This is a genomic window from Enterobacter sp. (assembly GCF_977039595.1).
This window is the reverse complement of the sequence record NZ_CDRQYH010000002.1, coordinates 145,236-162,265: the sequence shown is the minus strand read 5'-3', so window position 1 is coordinate 162,265 and position 17,030 is coordinate 145,236. Positions and strand designations below refer to the sequence as shown.

14 protein-coding genes and 1 pseudogene are annotated in these 17,030 nt (G+C 56.6%); 5 read left to right on the top strand and 10 right to left on the bottom strand.

Going from position 1 to position 17,030, the window contains the following annotated elements:
• Window positions 1–148 (bottom strand): annotated as a pseudogene (gene folE, locus ACWYRJ_RS01515) (GTP cyclohydrolase I FolE); the annotation flags it as partial.
• Between the two features lie 102 nt (window positions 149–250).
• Complete coding sequence (locus tag ACWYRJ_RS01510; protein WP_455507292.1) at window positions 251–1,399, bottom strand: YbfB/YjiJ family MFS transporter; 1,149 nt, start codon at window positions 1,397–1,399, stop codon at window positions 251–253.
• Window positions 1,400–1,537: 138 nt separating this feature from the next.
• Here ACWYRJ_RS01510 and fghA point away from each other — a divergent pair, with 138 nt between their 5' ends.
• Window positions 1,538–2,365 carry an S-formylglutathione hydrolase gene (fghA, locus tag ACWYRJ_RS01505; protein ID WP_455507291.1) on the top strand — a complete coding sequence of 276 codons (828 nt, stop codon included), beginning with the start codon at window positions 1,538–1,540 and terminating at the stop codon, window positions 2,363–2,365.
• A 99-nt stretch (window positions 2,366–2,464) separates the two neighbouring features.
• Here the strand turns inward: fghA and cirA are convergent, their stop codons facing one another.
• The 3 genes from cirA to yieE form a co-directional block, all read right to left on the bottom strand.
• Window positions 2,465–4,435, bottom strand: coding sequence for a catecholate siderophore receptor CirA (gene cirA / locus ACWYRJ_RS01500; protein ID WP_455507290.1), 1,971 nt, complete (start codon window positions 4,433–4,435; stop codon window positions 2,465–2,467).
• 225 nt (window positions 4,436–4,660) lie between these two features.
• Entirely contained in the window at window positions 4,661–6,130 is a 1,470-nt protein-coding gene (locus ACWYRJ_RS01495) for an amino acid permease (protein ID WP_008500931.1), read from the bottom strand.
• Between the two features lie 169 nt (window positions 6,131–6,299).
• Window positions 6,300–7,166: a DNA-binding transcriptional regulator YeiE gene (gene yieE / locus ACWYRJ_RS01490; protein WP_047346566.1), complete on the bottom strand. Its 867-nt coding sequence runs from the start codon at window positions 7,164–7,166 to the stop codon at window positions 6,300–6,302.
• A 97-nt stretch (window positions 7,167–7,263) separates the two neighbouring features.
• Between yieE and ACWYRJ_RS01485 the strand changes: the two genes are divergently transcribed.
• On the top strand, window positions 7,264–8,310 hold the full coding sequence (locus tag ACWYRJ_RS01485) for a YeiH family protein (RefSeq protein ID WP_143345329.1): 1,047 nt from the start codon (window positions 7,264–7,266) through the stop codon (window positions 8,308–8,310).
• Between the two features lie 64 nt (window positions 8,311–8,374).
• Window positions 8,375–9,232 carry a deoxyribonuclease IV gene (gene nfo / locus ACWYRJ_RS01480; protein WP_127731690.1) on the top strand — a complete coding sequence of 286 codons (858 nt, stop codon included), beginning with the start codon at window positions 8,375–8,377 and terminating at the stop codon, window positions 9,230–9,232.
• A gap of 47 nt (window positions 9,233–9,279) precedes the next feature.
• Here nfo and fruA read toward each other — a convergent pair whose 3' ends face one another.
• From fruA to fruB, 3 genes are read right to left on the bottom strand one after another with little or no spacing between them, the layout of a single operon-like run.
• Window positions 9,280–10,965 (bottom strand): PTS fructose transporter subunit IIBC, encoded by a 1,686-nt coding sequence (gene fruA / locus ACWYRJ_RS01475; protein WP_127731692.1) that lies wholly within the window; start codon window positions 10,963–10,965, stop codon window positions 9,280–9,282.
• A 16-nt stretch (window positions 10,966–10,981) separates the two neighbouring features.
• Window positions 10,982–11,920, bottom strand: a complete 939-nt coding sequence (gene fruK, locus ACWYRJ_RS01470; protein WP_023312480.1) for a 1-phosphofructokinase — start codon at window positions 11,918–11,920, stop codon at window positions 10,982–10,984.
• Window positions 11,920–13,050: a fused PTS fructose transporter subunit IIA/HPr protein gene (gene fruB / locus ACWYRJ_RS01465; RefSeq protein WP_455507289.1), complete on the bottom strand. Its 1,131-nt coding sequence runs from the start codon at window positions 13,048–13,050 to the stop codon at window positions 11,920–11,922. Before fruB ends, fruK begins: the two co-directional genes overlap by 1 nt.
• 361 nt (window positions 13,051–13,411) lie before the next feature.
• Between fruB and setB the strand changes: the two genes are divergently transcribed.
• Window positions 13,412–14,593 carry a sugar efflux transporter SetB gene (setB, locus tag ACWYRJ_RS01460; protein WP_223579981.1) on the top strand — a complete coding sequence of 394 codons (1,182 nt, stop codon included), beginning with the start codon at window positions 13,412–13,414 and terminating at the stop codon, window positions 14,591–14,593.
• Here the strand turns inward: setB and ACWYRJ_RS01455 are convergent.
• Window positions 14,590–14,844 (bottom strand): YkgJ family cysteine cluster protein, encoded by a 255-nt coding sequence (locus ACWYRJ_RS01455; RefSeq protein ID WP_223579984.1) that lies wholly within the window; start codon window positions 14,842–14,844, stop codon window positions 14,590–14,592. The genes setB and ACWYRJ_RS01455 overlap by 4 nt on opposite strands.
• Before the next feature lie 163 nt (window positions 14,845–15,007).
• On the opposite strand from ACWYRJ_RS01455, the gene yeiP reads away from it, so the two are divergent.
• Window positions 15,008–15,580, top strand: a complete 573-nt coding sequence (yeiP, locus tag ACWYRJ_RS01450; RefSeq protein ID WP_008500940.1) for an elongation factor P-like protein YeiP — start codon at window positions 15,008–15,010, stop codon at window positions 15,578–15,580.
• Window positions 15,581–15,698: 118 nt separating this feature from the next.
• On the opposite strand, the gene uxuA is transcribed toward yeiP, so the two are convergent.
• Window positions 15,699–16,889 (bottom strand): mannonate dehydratase, encoded by a 1,191-nt coding sequence (gene uxuA / locus ACWYRJ_RS01445; protein WP_455507288.1) that lies wholly within the window; start codon window positions 16,887–16,889, stop codon window positions 15,699–15,701.
• Between the last annotated feature and the right edge of the window lie 141 nt (window positions 16,890–17,030).

Below are 17,030 nucleotides of genomic sequence, written 5' to 3'. Positions count from 1 at the left end.
GCTCCATGATTTCGGTCATATGACCGGCAATCAGACGCTTGCGGGTTTCATTGTCCAAATCCTGTACGGGCGGACGCAGTGGCGTTTCAAGACCGCGCGCAACCAGGGCTTCATGGACCAGGGCAGCTTCTTTACTGAGTGATGACATTTTGTTCTCCTGCAGGTGTGGCGTCTTTTGCCCTCGTTGTGGCAAAAGTATGCGCTCATTGTGCGTGAGGCGACGCACATAATCCAGTATTCACGACGATAATTATTGCAATTGCTGTTGCCTTTCAGCGTGACGATTCCAGACCAGCGCTCCTCCAACGAACAGCGCCATACCCGCCAGGCCAAGCGCGGGCTCCAGCCGGTGGGTAAGCCAGGTTGATAACGCCGAGGTGACCGGCCCAATCAACTGACCAATCGCATACCCGGTGGTGAGCAGGCCTGCCATATAGCGCGTGTGGTTTGGCGCCAGCTCGCGACCGTATAAAAGAGAGAGCTGCACGGCACACAAAAAGCCGCCGCCCACCAGCAGCCCACCCGTCAGCAACCCGCCAATCCCCGGCAGCAGCCAGGCCGCCAGCACGCCCGCCCCCTGTAACCACAGGACTATAGCCAGCCTGCGGTTAGCCGTTGAGGTATGGCGTAAAAGAATACTGAGCGCTATCCCCACCACGGCGGCGATACCAAAAATCGGCCAGACGAACTGCGCAAACAAGCTGCCGGGAAAACGCACCGCCGCCATTTGCGAAAGGAAGGTCGCGGGGAGGATATATCCAAAGCCAGCCAGACTGTAGCTCCAGACCAGACGTTTTAAATCCGCCGTCAGCACCAGCGGCTCTGGTGCTGTGCCCGGTCGATGGAGCTGACCGGATCGCGGCAGGTAACGCGCCACCAGTGCAATCAGCACCAGCGCCAGCACGCCGTAGATTTGCCATGCCGCCCCGGCCGACAGGGACTTCGCCTGGATATAGACGGCGAGCAGCCCGCTCAGGGCAATGCCCGCCCCCGGTCCGGCAAATACGGCAGCGCTCAGGCCCGGTTTACCCAACTGCCCAAGCCGTTCGTTAGTCCAGGCGGCAATCAGTACCATCGACCAGCCGCTCATGCAGCCAATCACAAAACGCAGCAGGCCGTGTACGACGGCGTTATCCGCCGCCGCGGAGAGCAGCGTCAGCGCCACCGCGCCGGTGATGCCAAGCCAGAGGCGCGCTTCCACAAAGCGGTGCGCGCGCATGGCATCCCATGCGCCCACCAGATAGCCCAGATAGTTCATCGCCGCTACCAGACCCGCGCTGGTCAGCGTAAGCTGCCCGGCAGCAATCATCAGCGGCACCTGAGGCGTAAAGGCAAAGCGCCCTATTCCCATCGCCACCACCAGAACGACAAACCCACTGAGCGCAATACGCAGCGCCATGACCGCTCCAATTGTTAAAGAAAAGTAAATTTATGATGCAGCATCTGGCCGTCAGGCGAAAGTGAAAGTTGCTCACAGGTCAATGAAAAGGCTGTATTATGGTTTTTATGAATACGCATTCTCATTAAGGAGCCCTGCATGGAACTGCTCGAAGAGCACCGTTGTTTTGAAGGTCGACAGCAGCGCTGGCGGCATGACTCCACCGTCCTGAACTGTGCGATGACGTTCAGCATTTTCCTGCCGCCGACGGAAAATCCGCCGGTTCTGTTCTGGCTTTCAGGCTTGACCTGCAATGACGAAAACTTCACCACCAAAGCGGGGGCGCAGCGTATTGCTGCCGAGCTGGGTATTGCACTGGTGATGCCTGACACCAGCCCGCGCGGCGATGATGTGGCCGACGATGCGGGATACGATCTGGGCAGAGGCGCCGGGTTTTATCTCAATGCGACCGAGCAGCCCTGGGCGCGCCACTACCGCATGTATGATTACATTCGTGATGAACTTCCTGCGCTGGTGCAGTCGCAATTTGCGGTTGGCGAGCGCTGCGCGATCAGCGGCCACTCGATGGGCGGACACGGGGCGCTCATCATGGCGCTGAAAAATCCGGGGAAATACGTCAGCGCGTCGGCCTTTGCGCCGATTGTGAACCCAACGCAGGTGCCGTGGGGGCAGAAAGCCTTCACGAACTATCTGGGTGAAGATGAAGCGAAATGGCTGGAATGGGATAGCAGTGCGCTGATGCTGGCCAGCAGCTCAGCAAATGCGATCCCGATGCTTATCGATCAGGGCGATGCGGACCAGTTCCTCGCCGGTCAGCTGCAGCCTGCGGTGCTGGCAGAAGCGGCACGCCAGAAAGACTGGCCGCTGACGCTGCGCATCCAGCCGGGATACGACCACAGCTATTATTTTATCGCGTCCTTTATTGAGGATCATCTCCGCTTCCATGCGGAGCATTTATTCGGCTAAGTGCAGCCGATTGCCGGGTTGCGGCCTCGCCTTACCCGGCCTACATTCGTGGATTTTGTAGGCCCGGTAAGCGAAGCGCCACCGGGCATCCAGGCTACATCAGAACTTATAATCCACGCCGACAAAGTAGCGACGGCCATCTTCCGTGTAGCTGTAATCGTCGCGGCTCAGATCTTTGTCCAGCAGGTTCTGCACGCCCGCACGCAGCTTCACGCTTTTCGTCGCCTGCCACGCGGCGCCGGTATTCCAGATGACATAGCCACCCGGCGTTGGAGCGCTGCTGGTTAGCGCGCGTTTCTCACCGGTGTAGTTGCCCTGAACATAGAACGACCAGTCCTGCGTCGCCTTCCAGTCAACGGTACCGTTAGCCGTGTGGAACGGCAGATCGGACAGCGGCTTGTTGCCTCCGTTGCTGATATCGCGACCGTCGTTATAGGTGTAGTTCAGCGTCAGTTTCCAGTCGTCCGCCAGCGGGAGTTTCAGCTCGGTCTCCACCCCGCGGATGCGCGCCTTGTTAACGTTGTAGTAGCGGAAAATCGGTTCACCGTCCGCATTCAGGCCAACGTAGTTAGTGTAGCCCTGGGCCTGTTTCGCATTGGCCGTACGGCTGATGCTGATACGGTCATCCACATTATTCTGGAAGGTGGTGACGCTGGCCTGCACGCCCTCTAACCAGCCCTCTTCTCCACTGTAGTACAGACCGAATTCAAAGCTCTCGCTGGTTTCCGGCTTCAGGTCCGGGTTACCAACAATCTCACAGGCACCGCGGCACGAGCCGGTAACCCAGTCTGGGCTCAGCTGCAGCAGAGACGGCGCTTTAAACGCGGTAGCCCAGCCCCCTTTCACCGTTACGGTATCGGTCGCGTTGTAGACCAGATAGGCGCCCGGGCTCCAGTGGTCGCCGTAGGTATCATGGTCGTCCATACGGATGCCGGTGGTCAGTGCCAGAGGTTCAAAGAGACGCCACTCATCTTCCAGGAACAGGGCATACTGGCTTGTCGACGTACTGCTGCTCGAACCGCCCGTCAGGTTGACCGGATCCTTCAGCTTATCGTGACGCCATTCGCCGCCGAAGGTCAGTAGCTGGTTGATTTCGCCCAGCGGCAGCACGTATTTCCCGTCCACCGCGTTGCTTTCGGACGTGATCGGATTGCTGTTGCCCGGGTTTTTGTTATCCACCTTTTCGCCGTAAACCTTCAGCTCGCTATTGCCGACGCCCCAACGGCCGTTGTGGCTAAGCGAGTAGTTCTGTCGCTCAAGGCGGTTTTTGTCGAGGGAATCCGAGTCACGATCCTGACGATCGAAACCGTAGCCCGCCGTAAAGTCGTGATTTTCAGACGGCGTCCAGGCGAATTCCACATTCGCATCGCGGCTGGTGAAGCCCTCAATGCGCGGTGTTTCACCGCTCGCCGTGGTAGAAGATTTCTGCTGACCGTCTTTCTCGCGCTTCGCGAGGCTACCGTAGGCTTTCAGCCCCAGCAGGCCGTCCACCAGCGGACCGCTGGTATAGAACTGACCGTTGTAGGTGTCTCCACGGTCGCGGTGTTCCTGAACCGTGGAGTCGGCGCTCAGGGTGCCCGTCCATTTCTGGCCGATTTTTTTGGTGATAATGTTCACCACGCCGCCCAGGGCATCGGAACCGTACAAAGAAGACATCGGTCCGCGCACCACTTCGATTCGTTCGATGGCGTCAACCGGCACCCAGTTGAGGTCGAAATCATTATGGCGGAACACCGCGTTACGCGAGTTGACGCGCTTGCCGTCGATCAGGATCAGCGTGTAGCTGCTGTCCAGTCCGCGAATACTTACCCCTTTACGGTTGTCCCCTTCGCTCGTGAGCTGCACGCCCGGTACCTCCCGTAACACATCTTTCAGATTCTGAACGGGTTTGCGCTGCAAATCCTCCTGGGTAATTACGCTGATGCTTGCCGGGGCGTCTTTCAGGTTTTGCTCGGTCGCGGAGGCCGTTACAACCATTGTGTCGCCGGATTCCGCTGCGATAACAGGCAGGGCCAGGGACATTGCAGACGCGCACAGTCCTCCCCTGACGAAGGGATTCAACCTAAACATTCCATATCTCCATGAGGTAAATACAACTAAATCAAATCATTATTGCTCACAGCGTCTTCCCTGCCGCCCACATCTGCGGTGGGTCGGTGACACGCTTATTTTTGATAACGATAAAGCAAACGATAATTATTATCAATTAAATTGTTAAAAAATATATCTTTGTTTTCAGCGTTCGGGAATAAAAAAACCCGCTCGAATGAGCGGGTTAAAAGAGAGGGAGTGCGGTTATTGTTTAAATCGTTCCGGGAATTCCATTTCACTATAGCGAACGAAGTGTGTTCCTTTCGTCAGCTTGTAACCAAACCAGATGACGAGGAACAGCGGAATACCAATGTAGGTCGCCGTGACGGCGCCCCAGTCAATGGTGTCCGCCAGGAACGCTTCATAGTTCTGTCCCAGGGTAATGATCAGGCACAGAATGAAGGCGAAAATGGGACCCAGCGGGAAGAACCCTGAGCGATACGGCAGTTGGTTAACGTCATAACCCTGTTTGACGTAGCCACGGCGGAAACGGTAGTGGCTAATGGCAATCCCAAGCCAGGCAATAAAGCCCGTCATCCCGGAGGTGTTAAGCAGCCACAGGTACACCGTCTGGTTGCCAAACATGGAGGTCAGGAAGCACAGACCGGCAATGACCGTTGTGGCATACAGCGCGTTACGCGGTACGCCGCCACGGGAAAGTTTTGCGAAAATACGCGGCGCTTTACCGTCGCATGCCAGCGTATAGAGCATACGGGTGGACGCGTACATCCCGGAGTTACCGGCTGAAAGCACAGCGGTCAGGATAACGGCATTCATCACTGCCGCAGCTGAAAGCAGGCCGGCGTGCTGGAAGACCAGCGTGAACGGACTGACGCTAATGTCTTTAACGTCATTACGCAGCAGGCTTGGATCGGTGTACGGGATGATCAGGCTGATAATCAGGATAGCGAACACATAGAACAGCAGGATACGCCAGAAGACCTGACGAACCGCGCGCGGAATATTCTTCTCCGGGTTTTCTGACTCACCGGCCGCGATGCCAATCAGCTCGGTCCCCTGGAAGGAGAAGCCGACAATCATTGCCACGCCAATCATTGCCGACAGTCCACCGGCAAACGGCGCATCGCCTATCGTCCAGTTACTCCAGCCCGCAGGTTCAGCGCCCTTGAAAATACCAACGATCATCGCCACACCGACGACGATAAAGATGATGACGGTTGCCACTTTGATCAAAGAGAACCAGTATTCCGCTTCGCCGAAACCGCGCACGGAAATGTAGTTCAGCAGGAAGATAACGGCGAGGAACAGGGCGCTCCAGATCCAGCCCGGCGTATCCGGGAACCACCAGTTCATCACCAGCTGTGCGGCAACGAGGTCAACGGCGATAGTGACCGCCCAGTTGTACCAGTAGTTCCAGCCCAGCGCGAAGCCAAAGCCTTCTTCAACGTATTTTTGACCGTAGGTCGAGAACGAACCGGATACCGGCATGTACGCGGCCAGTTCGCCAAGACTGGTCATCAGGAAGTACACCATCAGGCCAATCAGGATATAAGAGAAAAGTGCCCCACCCGGGCCTGCTGCCGAAATCGTTGCGCCAGAGGCAACGAAAAGACCTGTACCGATTGAGCCGCCAATGGCGATCATCGTCAGGTGACGCGCCTTAAGTTCACGACGTAGCGTGGGCGCTTCTGTGGTTTTAATTTCTGAAACCATATGAAAATGCTGTCCATTTAATAAATGAGGCGCGATTGTAGCAGACGATCCGCGTTCCTTCCGGCAGAAATACTCAGTTATAAGAGAGCTTCATGACTGGGCCAGGATTATAAGTAAAGCATAATTTTTCCCTCTCCTCTTTGGGGAGAGGGCCAGGTAATGGGCGATTTCACATCTCGCAATAGCGCAGAAAACGCTGCAGCGAGCTGGAAAGGTGTTTCTGACGATGATGAATGCACCACAGCGTGCGCACCAGTTTCGGGAGCGGGATGGGGATTTCAACCAGCGATCCGGTTTCCAGCTGTTCGGCAATAACGCGCCGGGAAAGACAGCTGATGCCGAGCCCGTGGCGCACCGCGTGCTTGATGGCCTCAGAGTTCCCCAGCTCCATCCCTAACTGGAAATGCGGCAAATGAGAAAGCAGCAGATAATCGACAATTTCACGCGTGCCGGAGCCCTGCTCGCGCAGGATCCACTGCGCCTGCGCCAGGCGTTCCAGCGTCACCTCGCCCTGCAATAACGACGAGGCCGGGGAGGCAAACACCACCAGCTCATCTTCCAGCCAGGGCTCGGCAATAATATCGACGTTATGGCAGGGTCCTTCGATGAGGCCGATATCCACCCGGAAGTCGATCACCGCGTTGATGACGTCCTGGCTGTTCCCCACGCTCATCTCCAGCGGCAGGGTCGGGAAATCCCGGCGGTAGCGGGCAATCACTTCCGGCAGGATGTAGTTCCCGATGGTGCTGCTGGCGTAGACGCGGATCGCGCCATTGTCTTCGCGGAACAGCTGCTCGATTTCGATAGCCTGCTCCAGCAGCGCCAGCGCGCGTGGATAAAGAAGACGACCGTGCTCGTTGACCACCAGACGCTTCCCTACCCTGTCAAAAAGCTGAACGCCCAGCTGTCCTTCAAGATCGGTTAACGCCGCGCTGACCGCAGACTGCGAGAGCGCCAGCATTTGTGACGCCTGGGTCGTCGAGCCGCTTTTCAGCACCTCGGCAAACACTTCCAGCTGACGCAGAGTAATGTGCATGGTTGCTTACCACTTATATAGATTGATTATAAGTATATAATCAATTTTATTTTTAAGCCAGAGCGCCGTAACCTTTAGCCAGACAAAGGAGAAGGTTATGTCAGAAATCACCTTACAACATCATCGTACAGTGTGGCACTTCGTGCCGGGTCTAGCGCTCAGCGCCGCAGTAACCGCCGTCGCGCTATGGGGCGGCAGCATCCCGGCCATCGCAGGCGCAGGTTTCAGCGCGCTGACGCTGGCCATTTTGCTGGGCATGGTCGTGGGTAACACCGTTTATCCACATATCTGGAAATCCTGCGACGGCGGCGTGATTTTTGCCAAACAGCACCTGCTGCGTCTTGGGATCATTCTTTACGGCTTCCGTCTCACCTTCTCGCAAATTGCGGATGTGGGCGTGAGCGGGATCGCCATAGACGTCCTGACCCTGACCAGCACCTTTTTACTGGCCTGCTTTATCGGTCAGAAAGTGTTTGGCCTGGACAGGCAAACCAGCTGGCTGATCGGTGCCGGGAGCAGTATCTGTGGGGCCGCGGCGGTGCTGGCAACGGAACCCGTCGTTAAAGCCGAAGCCAGCAAGGTGACGGTGGCGGTAGCGACGGTGGTGATCTTCGGTACGCTGGCGATTTTCCTCTACCCGGCCATGTATCCGCTGGTTGCCCACTGGTTTAGCCCGGAAACCTACGGCATCTATATCGGTTCGACCATGCACGAAGTGGCCCAGGTGGTGGCGGCAGGACATGCTATTAACCCTGAAGCCGAAAACGCAGCGGTGATTGCCAAAATGCTGCGCGTGATGATGCTGGCGCCGTTCCTGATTTTCCTTGCTGCACGGGTTAAACAGCTGGCACCGGCGGACAGTAATCAGAAAAGTAAAATCACCATTCCATGGTTTGCGATCCTGTTTATCGTGGTCGCTATCTTTAACTCCTTCCACCTGCTGCCCAAATCGGTAGTGGATATGCTGGTGACGCTGGATACCGTACTGCTGGCGATGGCCATGGCGGCCCTGGGGGTGACCACACACGTCAGCGCGCTGAAAAAAGCCGGTGCGAAACCGCTGCTGATGGCGCTGGTACTCTTCATCTGGCTGATTGTCGGCGGCGGCGCGATTAACCTCGCGGTCCATAGCCTGATGGCATAAACCACTACATCCTTCTCCTGTTAACCCGCTATCATAGGCATTTCGGGTTAACAGGAGTCCCTTTATGAAATATGTTGGAGCGCACGTCAGCGCTGCAGGTGGCCTTGCGAATGCCGCCATTCGTGCCGCCGAAATTGAGGCGACCGCTTTCGCCCTGTTCACCAAAAATCAGCGCCAGTGGCGCGCCGCCCCGCTCACCGCCGAGGTGATTGACGATTTCAAAGCTGCCTGTGAGAAGTACCACTACGGGCCAGGCCAGATCCTTCCCCACGACAGCTATCTTATTAACCTCGGGCACCCGGTTGAAGAGGCGCTGGAAAAATCCCGCGAGGCGTTTCTTGATGAAGTTCAGCGCTGTGAGCAGCTTGGGCTGACGCTGCTGAACTTCCATCCAGGCAGCCATCTGATGCAGATCGATGAAGATGCCTGCCTCGCGCGCATTGCCGAATCCATCAACATCACGCTGGACAAGACCAAAGGCGTCACCGCGGTGATTGAGAATACCGCCGGTCAGGGCAGCAACCTCGGCTTTAAGTTCGAACATCTGGCGGCGATTATCGACGGCGTGGAGGATAAATCCCGCGTCGGCGTGTGCATTGATACCTGCCACGCGTTTGCCGCCGGTTATGACCTTCGCACCACCGAGGCAACGAAAAACACGTTTGATGAGTTCGAGCGCGTTGTTGGCTTTAAGTACCTGCGCGGAATGCACTTAAACGATGCGAAAAGCGCCTTTGGCAGCCGCGTTGACCGCCACCACAGCCTGGGCGAAGGCAACATTGGCCACGATGCATTTCGCTTTATCATGCAGGACGCCCGCTTCGACGGTATTCCGATGGTGCTTGAAACCATTAATCCGGATATCTGGGCAGAAGAGATTGCCTGGCTGAAGGCTCAGCAAACTGCTGAACAGGCGGCATAAAAAAAGCCGGGTGCATAATGCGACCCGGCTTTTTTATTATTTATCGCTTACGCTGCTTTTGCCACAACTTCCGCTTCCGGACGTTTCAGCACCGCGTAAGAGAGACCCGCCACCAGCGTACCGGCGACGATGGCCAGCAGGTAGCCCAGTACCGGCGTGATGGCGCCAGGGATCAGCAGAACAAACAGACCGCCGTGTGGTGCCATCAGCTTCGCGCCAATCGCCATGGAGATCGCCCCGGTCACTGCACCACCCGCGATACAGCACGGCAGTACACGCATTGGGTCACGGGCCGCGAACGGAATCGCGCCTTCGGTGATGAAGCACAGACCCAGCACCAGCGCGGCTTTACCGCCTTCCTGCTGCGCTTTATCGAACTTACGACGGGCAATAATCGTCGCCAGGCCGAGCGCCAGTGGTGGAACCATACCTGCCGCCATGATCGCTGCCATTGGCGCGTAGGTCTGGGTACTCAGCAGGCCAACACCAAAGGCGTATGCCGCTTTGTTTACCGGACCACCCATGTCGGTACACATCATGCCGCCGAGAATTGCCCCCAGCAGAACCGCGTTCGCGGTACCCATAGTTTGCAGCCAGTGGGTCAGACCCGCCAGGATGCCTGCAACCGGCTTACCAATCAGGTAAATCATCGCCAGACCGACCACCAGGCTGGAAATCAGCGGAATGATCAGGATCGGCTTCAGCGCTTCCATACTCTGCGGCAGCTTGAGCTTCGAGCTGATGAGCTTCGCGACGTAACCGGCCAGGAAGCCCGCGATAATACCGCCGATAAAGCCGGAACCGGTGCTTACGGCCAGCATACCGCCGATAAGACCCGGCGTGAGGCCAGGACGATCGGCGATGGAGAAAGCAATAAAGCCTGCCAGGACGGGTACCATCAGTGCGAATGCGGAACCGCCACCAATCTGCATTAACGCAGCGGCCAGCGTGCCTTGCTCTTTAAACGCGGTAATACCAAATGCGAACGAGAGCGCGATACACAGACCACCCGCAACCACCATCGGCAGCATGTAAGACACGCCGGTCAGCAGGTGACGATAGGCGCCTGCGGACTCTTTCTTACCTTCCGTCGCGGTCTGGCGCGCGCCAGTTGCCTGATACGGCTTCGCTTCCACCAGCGCTTTATCAAACTCCTGCGCGGTCTTTTTCAGCGCCAGGCCGGTAGACGTGCGGTACATTGGCTTACCGGCAAATTTCGCCAGGTCCACTTCGATATCCGCCGCCACAATCACCAGATCGGCCTCAGCCACTTCTTCAGGGGTGATAGCGTTGCCGGCACCGACGGAGCCGCGCGTTTCAACTTTAACCCACCAGCCGCGTTTTTTCGCTTCGGTTTCAATGGCTTCAGCCGCCATAAAGGTGTGAGCCACGCCCGTCGGACAGGCCGTCACCGCAACAATGCGTTTCGGGCCCGTGGCCGCAGCCGGTGCCGTCGCGACGGGCGCGCTGTAAACAGACGCGTGACCTTTCGCTTCGCTCAGGAACAGTTCCGGATGAGCCACCGCGCGATTAATATCGCCCAGCCACACTTTTTTGCCGTTCAGCGCACTGTCAGCCGGGATTTTGTCGCCCAGTACAATGGCCAGTTCGGCATCGCCAGGGTTATCAGTCATCTCGAGATGTGCTTTGTTCGCCGCCGCTCCCAGCAAGGTCTTCGCCATATAGGCGCGAGCCTGTCCGAGACCGGAGTCAATGATCAGCAGCGTTTTCATTATTCCTCTCCTGCTGTTAGTTAAAAGGTTTTAAGTCAACGCGCGCCATCATCGCGGCTAACTGGGTACGATCGGTAATACCGACATTGCTCTGGCTTACGGCCAGGGCAGCAACGGCAGTGGCAAGACGTAAAGTATGTTCACTGGATTCACGCATCAGCAGGCCGTAAATCAGGCCGCCAACCATTGAATCCCCTGCGCCAACGGTACTCACAACTTCCATTGACGGCGGTTTGGCGATCCATTCGCCAGACGCGTTAACCCACAACGCGCCTTCTGCACCAAGCGAGATAACCACGTGAGCGATACCCTGCTCGCGCAGCGCATGGGCAGCGTCAATCACATCTTTTAGTTCTGGCAGCTTACGACCCGCCCAGATTTCCAGCTCGCGGCGATTCGGCTTCACCAGCCACGGCGAGGCTTTCAGGCCCGCAACCAGCGCGTCACGGCTGCTGTCAAAAATGATGCACGGGCACTGGCTGCGCAGGCGCGTCATCCAGTCGGTAAACGCTTCCGGGCTCACGCCGGACGGCAGGCTGCCGCTGACGCAGACCATGTCAAACTGACCCAGCCAGGTCAGAGAATCGTTAACAAAACGCTCCCAGTCTGACGGCGTCACTTCGAAGCCAGAGAAGTTCAGGTCGGTCACTTCACCGTCTTTCTCCGTCAGCTTAACGTTGATGCGGGTACGGCCCTGAACAATCTGAAAACGGTTGGCAATGCCCAGCTCGCTGAACAGCTGCTGGAAACCATCCTGGTTATCTTTACCGAGGAATCCACCCACGGTGACGTCGATACCGAGATCCTTGAGCACTTTCGCGACGTTAATCCCTTTACCCGCAGCATGCAGGCCAGTGGTACGTACGAGGTTGACTTCGCCGCGCTCAATTTCCGGGCAAAATCCTACCAGGTCATAAGCCGGGTTCAGCGTAATAGTCGCAACACGTCTGCTCATTATGCGCCCTCCCCCAGACCCGCCGCGATGGCGTCGCCAATCGCTTTCAGCGCCTGTTCAGCATCAGCACCCTGCGCGGTGAAACGCAGACGGTGACCTTTCTTCACGCCCAGCGCGACAACTTTCATCAGACTACGGCCGTTGGCCGGTTTGCCCGTGCCGTCAAGATTCGCCACGGTGATCTCACTCTCGAATTGTTTAATGGTATTCACCAGCATGGTACCCGGACGGGCATGCAGGCCGTGTTCGTTACGCACCACGAACTCCGCAGTTTGCACGTCATCCGTCAGCACATCATCACTGGTCAGCAGTGCCAGCACGGTGGAGGCATCAGCGTTCAGCAGTTTTTCAGCTTTGTTGTTCAGCAACAGGTCGCCCAGACGCTTCAGCACGGAAACCGGCTGTTCATCAGCCATCGCTACGGTCACCAGCATGGCCGCGCGTTCGCCTTCTACGTCAAATGCATTGGCCGCGCGGCTCACGGCGATAGCGCTGCGCAGGTTGCCTTCAGCACTGTCGTTCAGCCAGATACCCTGACCCAGATTCAACGGCTTATCGTTAATCACGCGGGTCACAAAGGTGGCATCCGCCGCGCCGGCTTCTTTCAGACGACCGGCGTTCAGCGCCTGCAGCGTCACCAGATCGGAAGCAACCACGTCCAGCGTCAGCGTTTCATTATCCAGTTTCAGCGCTTCGCTCTGTTTTTCGCCCATCAGCAAGGCGCGCAGCTCTTCCGCTTTGGTGGCGGACTTAAGCTGTTCAGCCACCGCGTCATCACTCAGTACATGCGTCAGCTGACGCAGCAGACCTAAGTGTTCATCGCTGCTAGCCGCGATGCCGATAGCCACATAGGCCACCTGACCGTCGCCCCAAAGCACGCCCTGCGGGAACTGATAAACCTTAACGCCGGTTTTCAACACCTGATCGCGGGTGTCGGTTGTGCCGTGCGGAATGGCAATGCCATTGCCGAGGAAGGTTGAGGTCTGCTGCTCGCGGGCCAGCATGCCGTTGACATAGCCGTCCGCGACGTTACCCGCCTGCACAAGCGTAGCGGCAACCTGGCGAATAGCCTCTTCTTTATCCCCGGCCTGAGCGCCCGGGTGGATATCCTGAACAGATAACTGGAACATGGTTCTCCACTCCTGCTGAAATTGAATCGTTTCAGCTTTAATGAGAAAAAATGCGCTAGCCTGCTCCGTTTGTTTAAACAAGATAGCGCTGAAACGTTTCAAAAAGTCTTGCGCTTTCTGCAATGCCTTGCAAGTAAACTCGTCTTTCTGATGTCAGAATTTAGAGATACAGCACATTTCCTCTTCGTTTAGCTGAATATTGCTGAAGTTCAGCAAGTCAGTTTCAGCTAAGTTCAGCCGGGGAAGGTGTAAGTTGAAATGCCATTTTGATTTTTCGTGTCGTTATTGACCGTACCCACTGTTTATTTTTTAGCTGCAGGCGTACACTCCGCCCCTCTCTGCTACTCGCTAATTATAAAACATGCATAATACCCCTGCTGCCGTCTCGCCTAAGCCCTTTGATTTGACCTCAGCGGCGTTCCTGATTGTTGCCTTCTTCACGGGCATTGCCGGTGCGTTACAGACGCCGACATTGAGCCTATTTCTGACAAACGAGGTTCACGTCCGTCCGGCGATGGTGGGCTTCTTTTTTACCGGAAGCGCCATCATCGGCATCCTGGTCAGCCAGTTTCTGGCGGGACGCTCCGACAGAAAAGGCGATCGTAAAAGCCTGATCGTTTTCTGCTGCCTGCTGGGGGTCATGGCCTGCGTTCTGTTTGCCTGGAACCGCAACTATTTCATTCTGCTCTTCGTCGGGGTATTCCTGAGCAGCTTTGGCTCAACGGCGAACCCCCAGCTGTTCGCCCTTGCCCGCGAACACGCCGACCATACCGGACGTGAAGCGGTGATGTTCAGCTCTGTCCTGCGTGCTCAGGTGTCGCTGGCATGGGTGATTGGCCCGCCGCTGGCCTACGCGCTGGCGATGGGTTTTGGCTTTACGGTGATGTACCTGAGTGCCGCTGTCGCGTTTGTGGTATGCGGCGCGCTGGTGTGGTTCTTCCTGCCGTCCATGCGCAAAGAGCCGAAAGTGACAACGGGCGTGCTGGAAGCACCGCGCCGCAACCGCCGCGATGCCCTGCTCTTGTTTGTTGTCTGCACGCTGATGTGGGGCACCAACAGCCTGTATATCATCAATATGCCGCTGTTTATTATTGATGAACTGCACCTGTCGGAGAAGCTGGCGGGAATCATGATGGGCACCGCGGCCGGGCTTGAGATCCCGACGATGCTCATTGCGGGCTATTACGCAAAGCGCTTCGGAAAGCGTTTTTTAATGCGCATTGCCGCCATCGCCGGTCTGCTGTTCTATGTCGGCATGCTGACGGTACATACGCCGGGGCTATTGCTGGCTTTACAGCTGCTGAACGCCATCTATATTGGCATTCTCGCGGGGATAGGCATGCTCTATTTCCAGGATTTGATGCCGGGCCAGGCAGGCTCTGCCACCACCCTTTATACTAATACCACCCGCGTGGGGTGGATTATCGCGGGCTCAATGGCCGGTGTCGTGGCAGAAATCTGGAACTATCACACGGTATTCTGGATTGCGCTGGTGATGTGTACGCTGACGATTGGCTGTCTGGCGAGGATTAAAGACGTTTAAGGTGCGGTGAGCGCCTCAAGCTCAAGAAGGTACGTCATCGCCTCCTCGCGCGTGCTGCCGCACATTTCGGCCGTGGGCTGAAGCCCGGAGCAAACTTTCGGGCGCAACGGTGAGCCAAAGATCTTGCAAAGATTATTTTCAGAGAGCTGAACGCAGCGGGTATTGGCAGGCTTGCCCTCGGGCATTCCAGGAATGGGGCTTGAAATGGACGGTGCAGTACAGCACGCGCCACAATCGGGACGGCAATCCATAAATGCTCTCTTCGCTGACGATCGCCCGCGCAGTCGGGCATCGCGCGCACAGTAACACCTTTTGCGTATTGATAGCAAAAGCCACGAATTCCTCTTGCCTGAAAGGCCGCGCGCGAGTAATTTGGCGCGATATTTTTTACCTCCCGTAAACAGGATTACTGCAATGCCAAGAGCGAACGAAATTAAGAAAGGTATGGTGCTGAATTACAACGGCAAACTGCTGATTGTGAAAGATATCGACATTCAGGCACCAAGCGCCCGTGGTGCAGCAACGCTGTACAAAATGCGTTTCGCCGATGTGCGTACCGGCCTGAAGGTGGAAGAGCGCTTTAAAGGTGACGATATCGTCGATACCGTGACCCTGACCCGTCGCTATGTTGATTTCTCCTACATCGACGGCAACGAATACGTGTTCATGGACAAAGAAGATTACACCCCGTACATCTTCACCAAAGATCAGATTGAAGAAGAGCTGCTGTTCATCCCTGAAGGCGGCATGCCTGATATGCAGGTCCTGACCTGGGACGGCGTACTGCTGGCGCTGGAGCTGCCTCAGACGGTCGATCTGGAAATCGTTGAAACGGCACCCGGCATCAAAGGCGCATCCGCCAGTGCCCGCAACAAACCGGCTACCCTGACGACCGGCCTGGTTGTGCAGGTGCCGGAATACCTCTCCGCTGGCGAGAAGATCCGCATCCATATCGAAGAAAAACGCTATATGGGCCGCGCTGACTGATTGCGGCATTTGTCGGATGGCGGCTTCGCCTTATCCGACCTACAAAATAAAATAACCGGCTCTCAGGCCGGTTTTTTTTTGTAGGCCCGGTAAGCGTAGCGCCACCGGGCAACAGAGCTTACAGCAGCTCCGGATACTTCGTCATCTTCAACGCCAGCTCAACCCCACGCACTTCCGCCATCCCTTTAAGACGGCCAATCGCAGAATAGCCTGGGTTGGTTTTCTTACGCAGATCGTCCAGCATCTGATGGCCGTGGTCTGGACGGAACGGAATAGGACGTACATCGCCAATCTGCTTGCGACGCGCCTCTTCGGCCAGAATGGCGTCTACCACCGCCACCATATTCACATCGCCGCCCAGGTGAGCCGCCTCGTGGAAGGTTTTTGGGTTCTCTTCACGGCAGGTCGCGCGCAGATGCGTAAAATGAATGCGGTCGCCGAAGGTTTCAATCATCCGCACCAGATCGTTATCTGCCCGCACGCCGTAGGAGCCGGTACACATGGTGAAGCCGTTATAGATGCTGTCGACCGTCTCTTTCAGCCACTGCATATCTTCAATTGTGGAAACAATGCGCGGCAGGCCAAGAATGGGACGCGGTGGATCGTCCGGGTGCACGGCCAGGCGAACCCCGACCTCTTCCGCAACCGGCACGATAGCGCGCAGGAAATACGCCATGTTTTCACGCAGCTGGTGCTTATCAATATTGCCGTATTCCGCCAGGCGGGCGCGGAACTGATCCAGCGTATACCCCTCTTCGGCACCCGGCAGGCCCGCAATAATATTACGGGTCAGCTTTTCGATGTCCGCGTCGCTGGCTGCATTGAACCATTCGAGTGCCTGCTGCTGCTCTTCCACGGTGTAATCCGCTTCGGCGCCAGGCCGTTTCAGGATGTGCAGCTCGAACGCTGCAAAGGCAATCTGATCGAAACGCAGCGCTTTTGAACCGTCCGGCATCTGATATTCGAGGTCGGTTCGCGTCCAGTCGAGGATGGGCATAAAGTTATAGCAAACCGTATCAATTCCGCAGGCCGCGAGGTTACGAATGCTCTGCTGATAGTTAGCAATCCAGGTCTGGTAATCCCCGGAATGGGTTTTGATATCTTCATGAACAGGAATGCTTTCCACCACAGACCAGGTTAATCCCTTCTCCGCCAGCAGCGCCTGACGCGTCTGTATTTCCTCTACCGGCCAGACCTGACCGTTAGGAATATGATGCAGCGCCGTGACGACACCCGTTGCGCCAGCCTGACGCACATCATCAAGAGAAACCGGATCGTTCGGCCCGTACCAACGCCAGGTTTGTTCCATTGCCTCACCCTCTTAAGTTGTTATACCAATATACATTACCTCAATGACGACTACCATACATGTTTGCCGTGAAGGGTCAATACACCGCCACACATTGATTGATCAAACTCACATAACGGGGATATTTACGGCTCACCAATT

Excerpts from the sequence above, each read along its gene's own strand:
- uxuA (WP_455507288.1), bottom strand. The coding sequence starts at position 16,889 with ATGGAACAAACCTGGCGTTGGTACGGGCCGAACGATCCGGTTTCTCTT.
- setB (WP_223579981.1), top strand. The coding sequence starts at position 13,412 with ATGCATAATACCCCTGCTGCCGTCTCGCCTAAGCCCTTTGATTTGACC.
- fghA (WP_455507291.1), top strand. The coding sequence starts at position 1,538 with ATGGAACTGCTCGAAGAGCACCGTTGTTTTGAAGGTCGACAGCAGCGC.
- cirA (WP_455507290.1), bottom strand. The coding sequence starts at position 4,435 with ATGTTTAGGTTGAATCCCTTCGTCAGGGGAGGACTGTGCGCGTCTGCA.
- fruB (WP_455507289.1), bottom strand. The coding sequence starts at position 13,050 with ATGTTCCAGTTATCTGTTCAGGATATCCACCCGGGCGCTCAGGCCGGG.
- ACWYRJ_RS01510 (WP_455507292.1), bottom strand. The coding sequence starts at position 1,399 with ATGGCGCTGCGTATTGCGCTCAGTGGGTTTGTCGTTCTGGTGGTGGCG.
- nfo (WP_127731690.1), top strand. The coding sequence starts at position 8,375 with ATGAAATATGTTGGAGCGCACGTCAGCGCTGCAGGTGGCCTTGCGAAT.
- fruA (WP_127731692.1), bottom strand. The coding sequence starts at position 10,965 with ATGAAAACGCTGCTGATCATTGACTCCGGTCTCGGACAGGCTCGCGCC.
- fruK (WP_023312480.1), bottom strand. The coding sequence starts at position 11,920 with ATGAGCAGACGTGTTGCGACTATTACGCTGAACCCGGCTTATGACCTG.
- yieE (WP_047346566.1), bottom strand. The coding sequence starts at position 7,166 with ATGCACATTACTCTGCGTCAGCTGGAAGTGTTTGCCGAGGTGCTGAAA.
- ACWYRJ_RS01455 (WP_223579984.1), bottom strand. The coding sequence starts at position 14,844 with ATGGATTGCCGTCCCGATTGTGGCGCGTGCTGTACTGCACCGTCCATT.
- ACWYRJ_RS01495 (WP_008500931.1), bottom strand. The coding sequence starts at position 6,130 with ATGGTTTCAGAAATTAAAACCACAGAAGCGCCCACGCTACGTCGTGAA.
- ACWYRJ_RS01485 (WP_143345329.1), top strand. The coding sequence starts at position 7,264 with ATGTCAGAAATCACCTTACAACATCATCGTACAGTGTGGCACTTCGTG.
- yeiP (WP_008500940.1), top strand. The coding sequence starts at position 15,008 with ATGCCAAGAGCGAACGAAATTAAGAAAGGTATGGTGCTGAATTACAAC.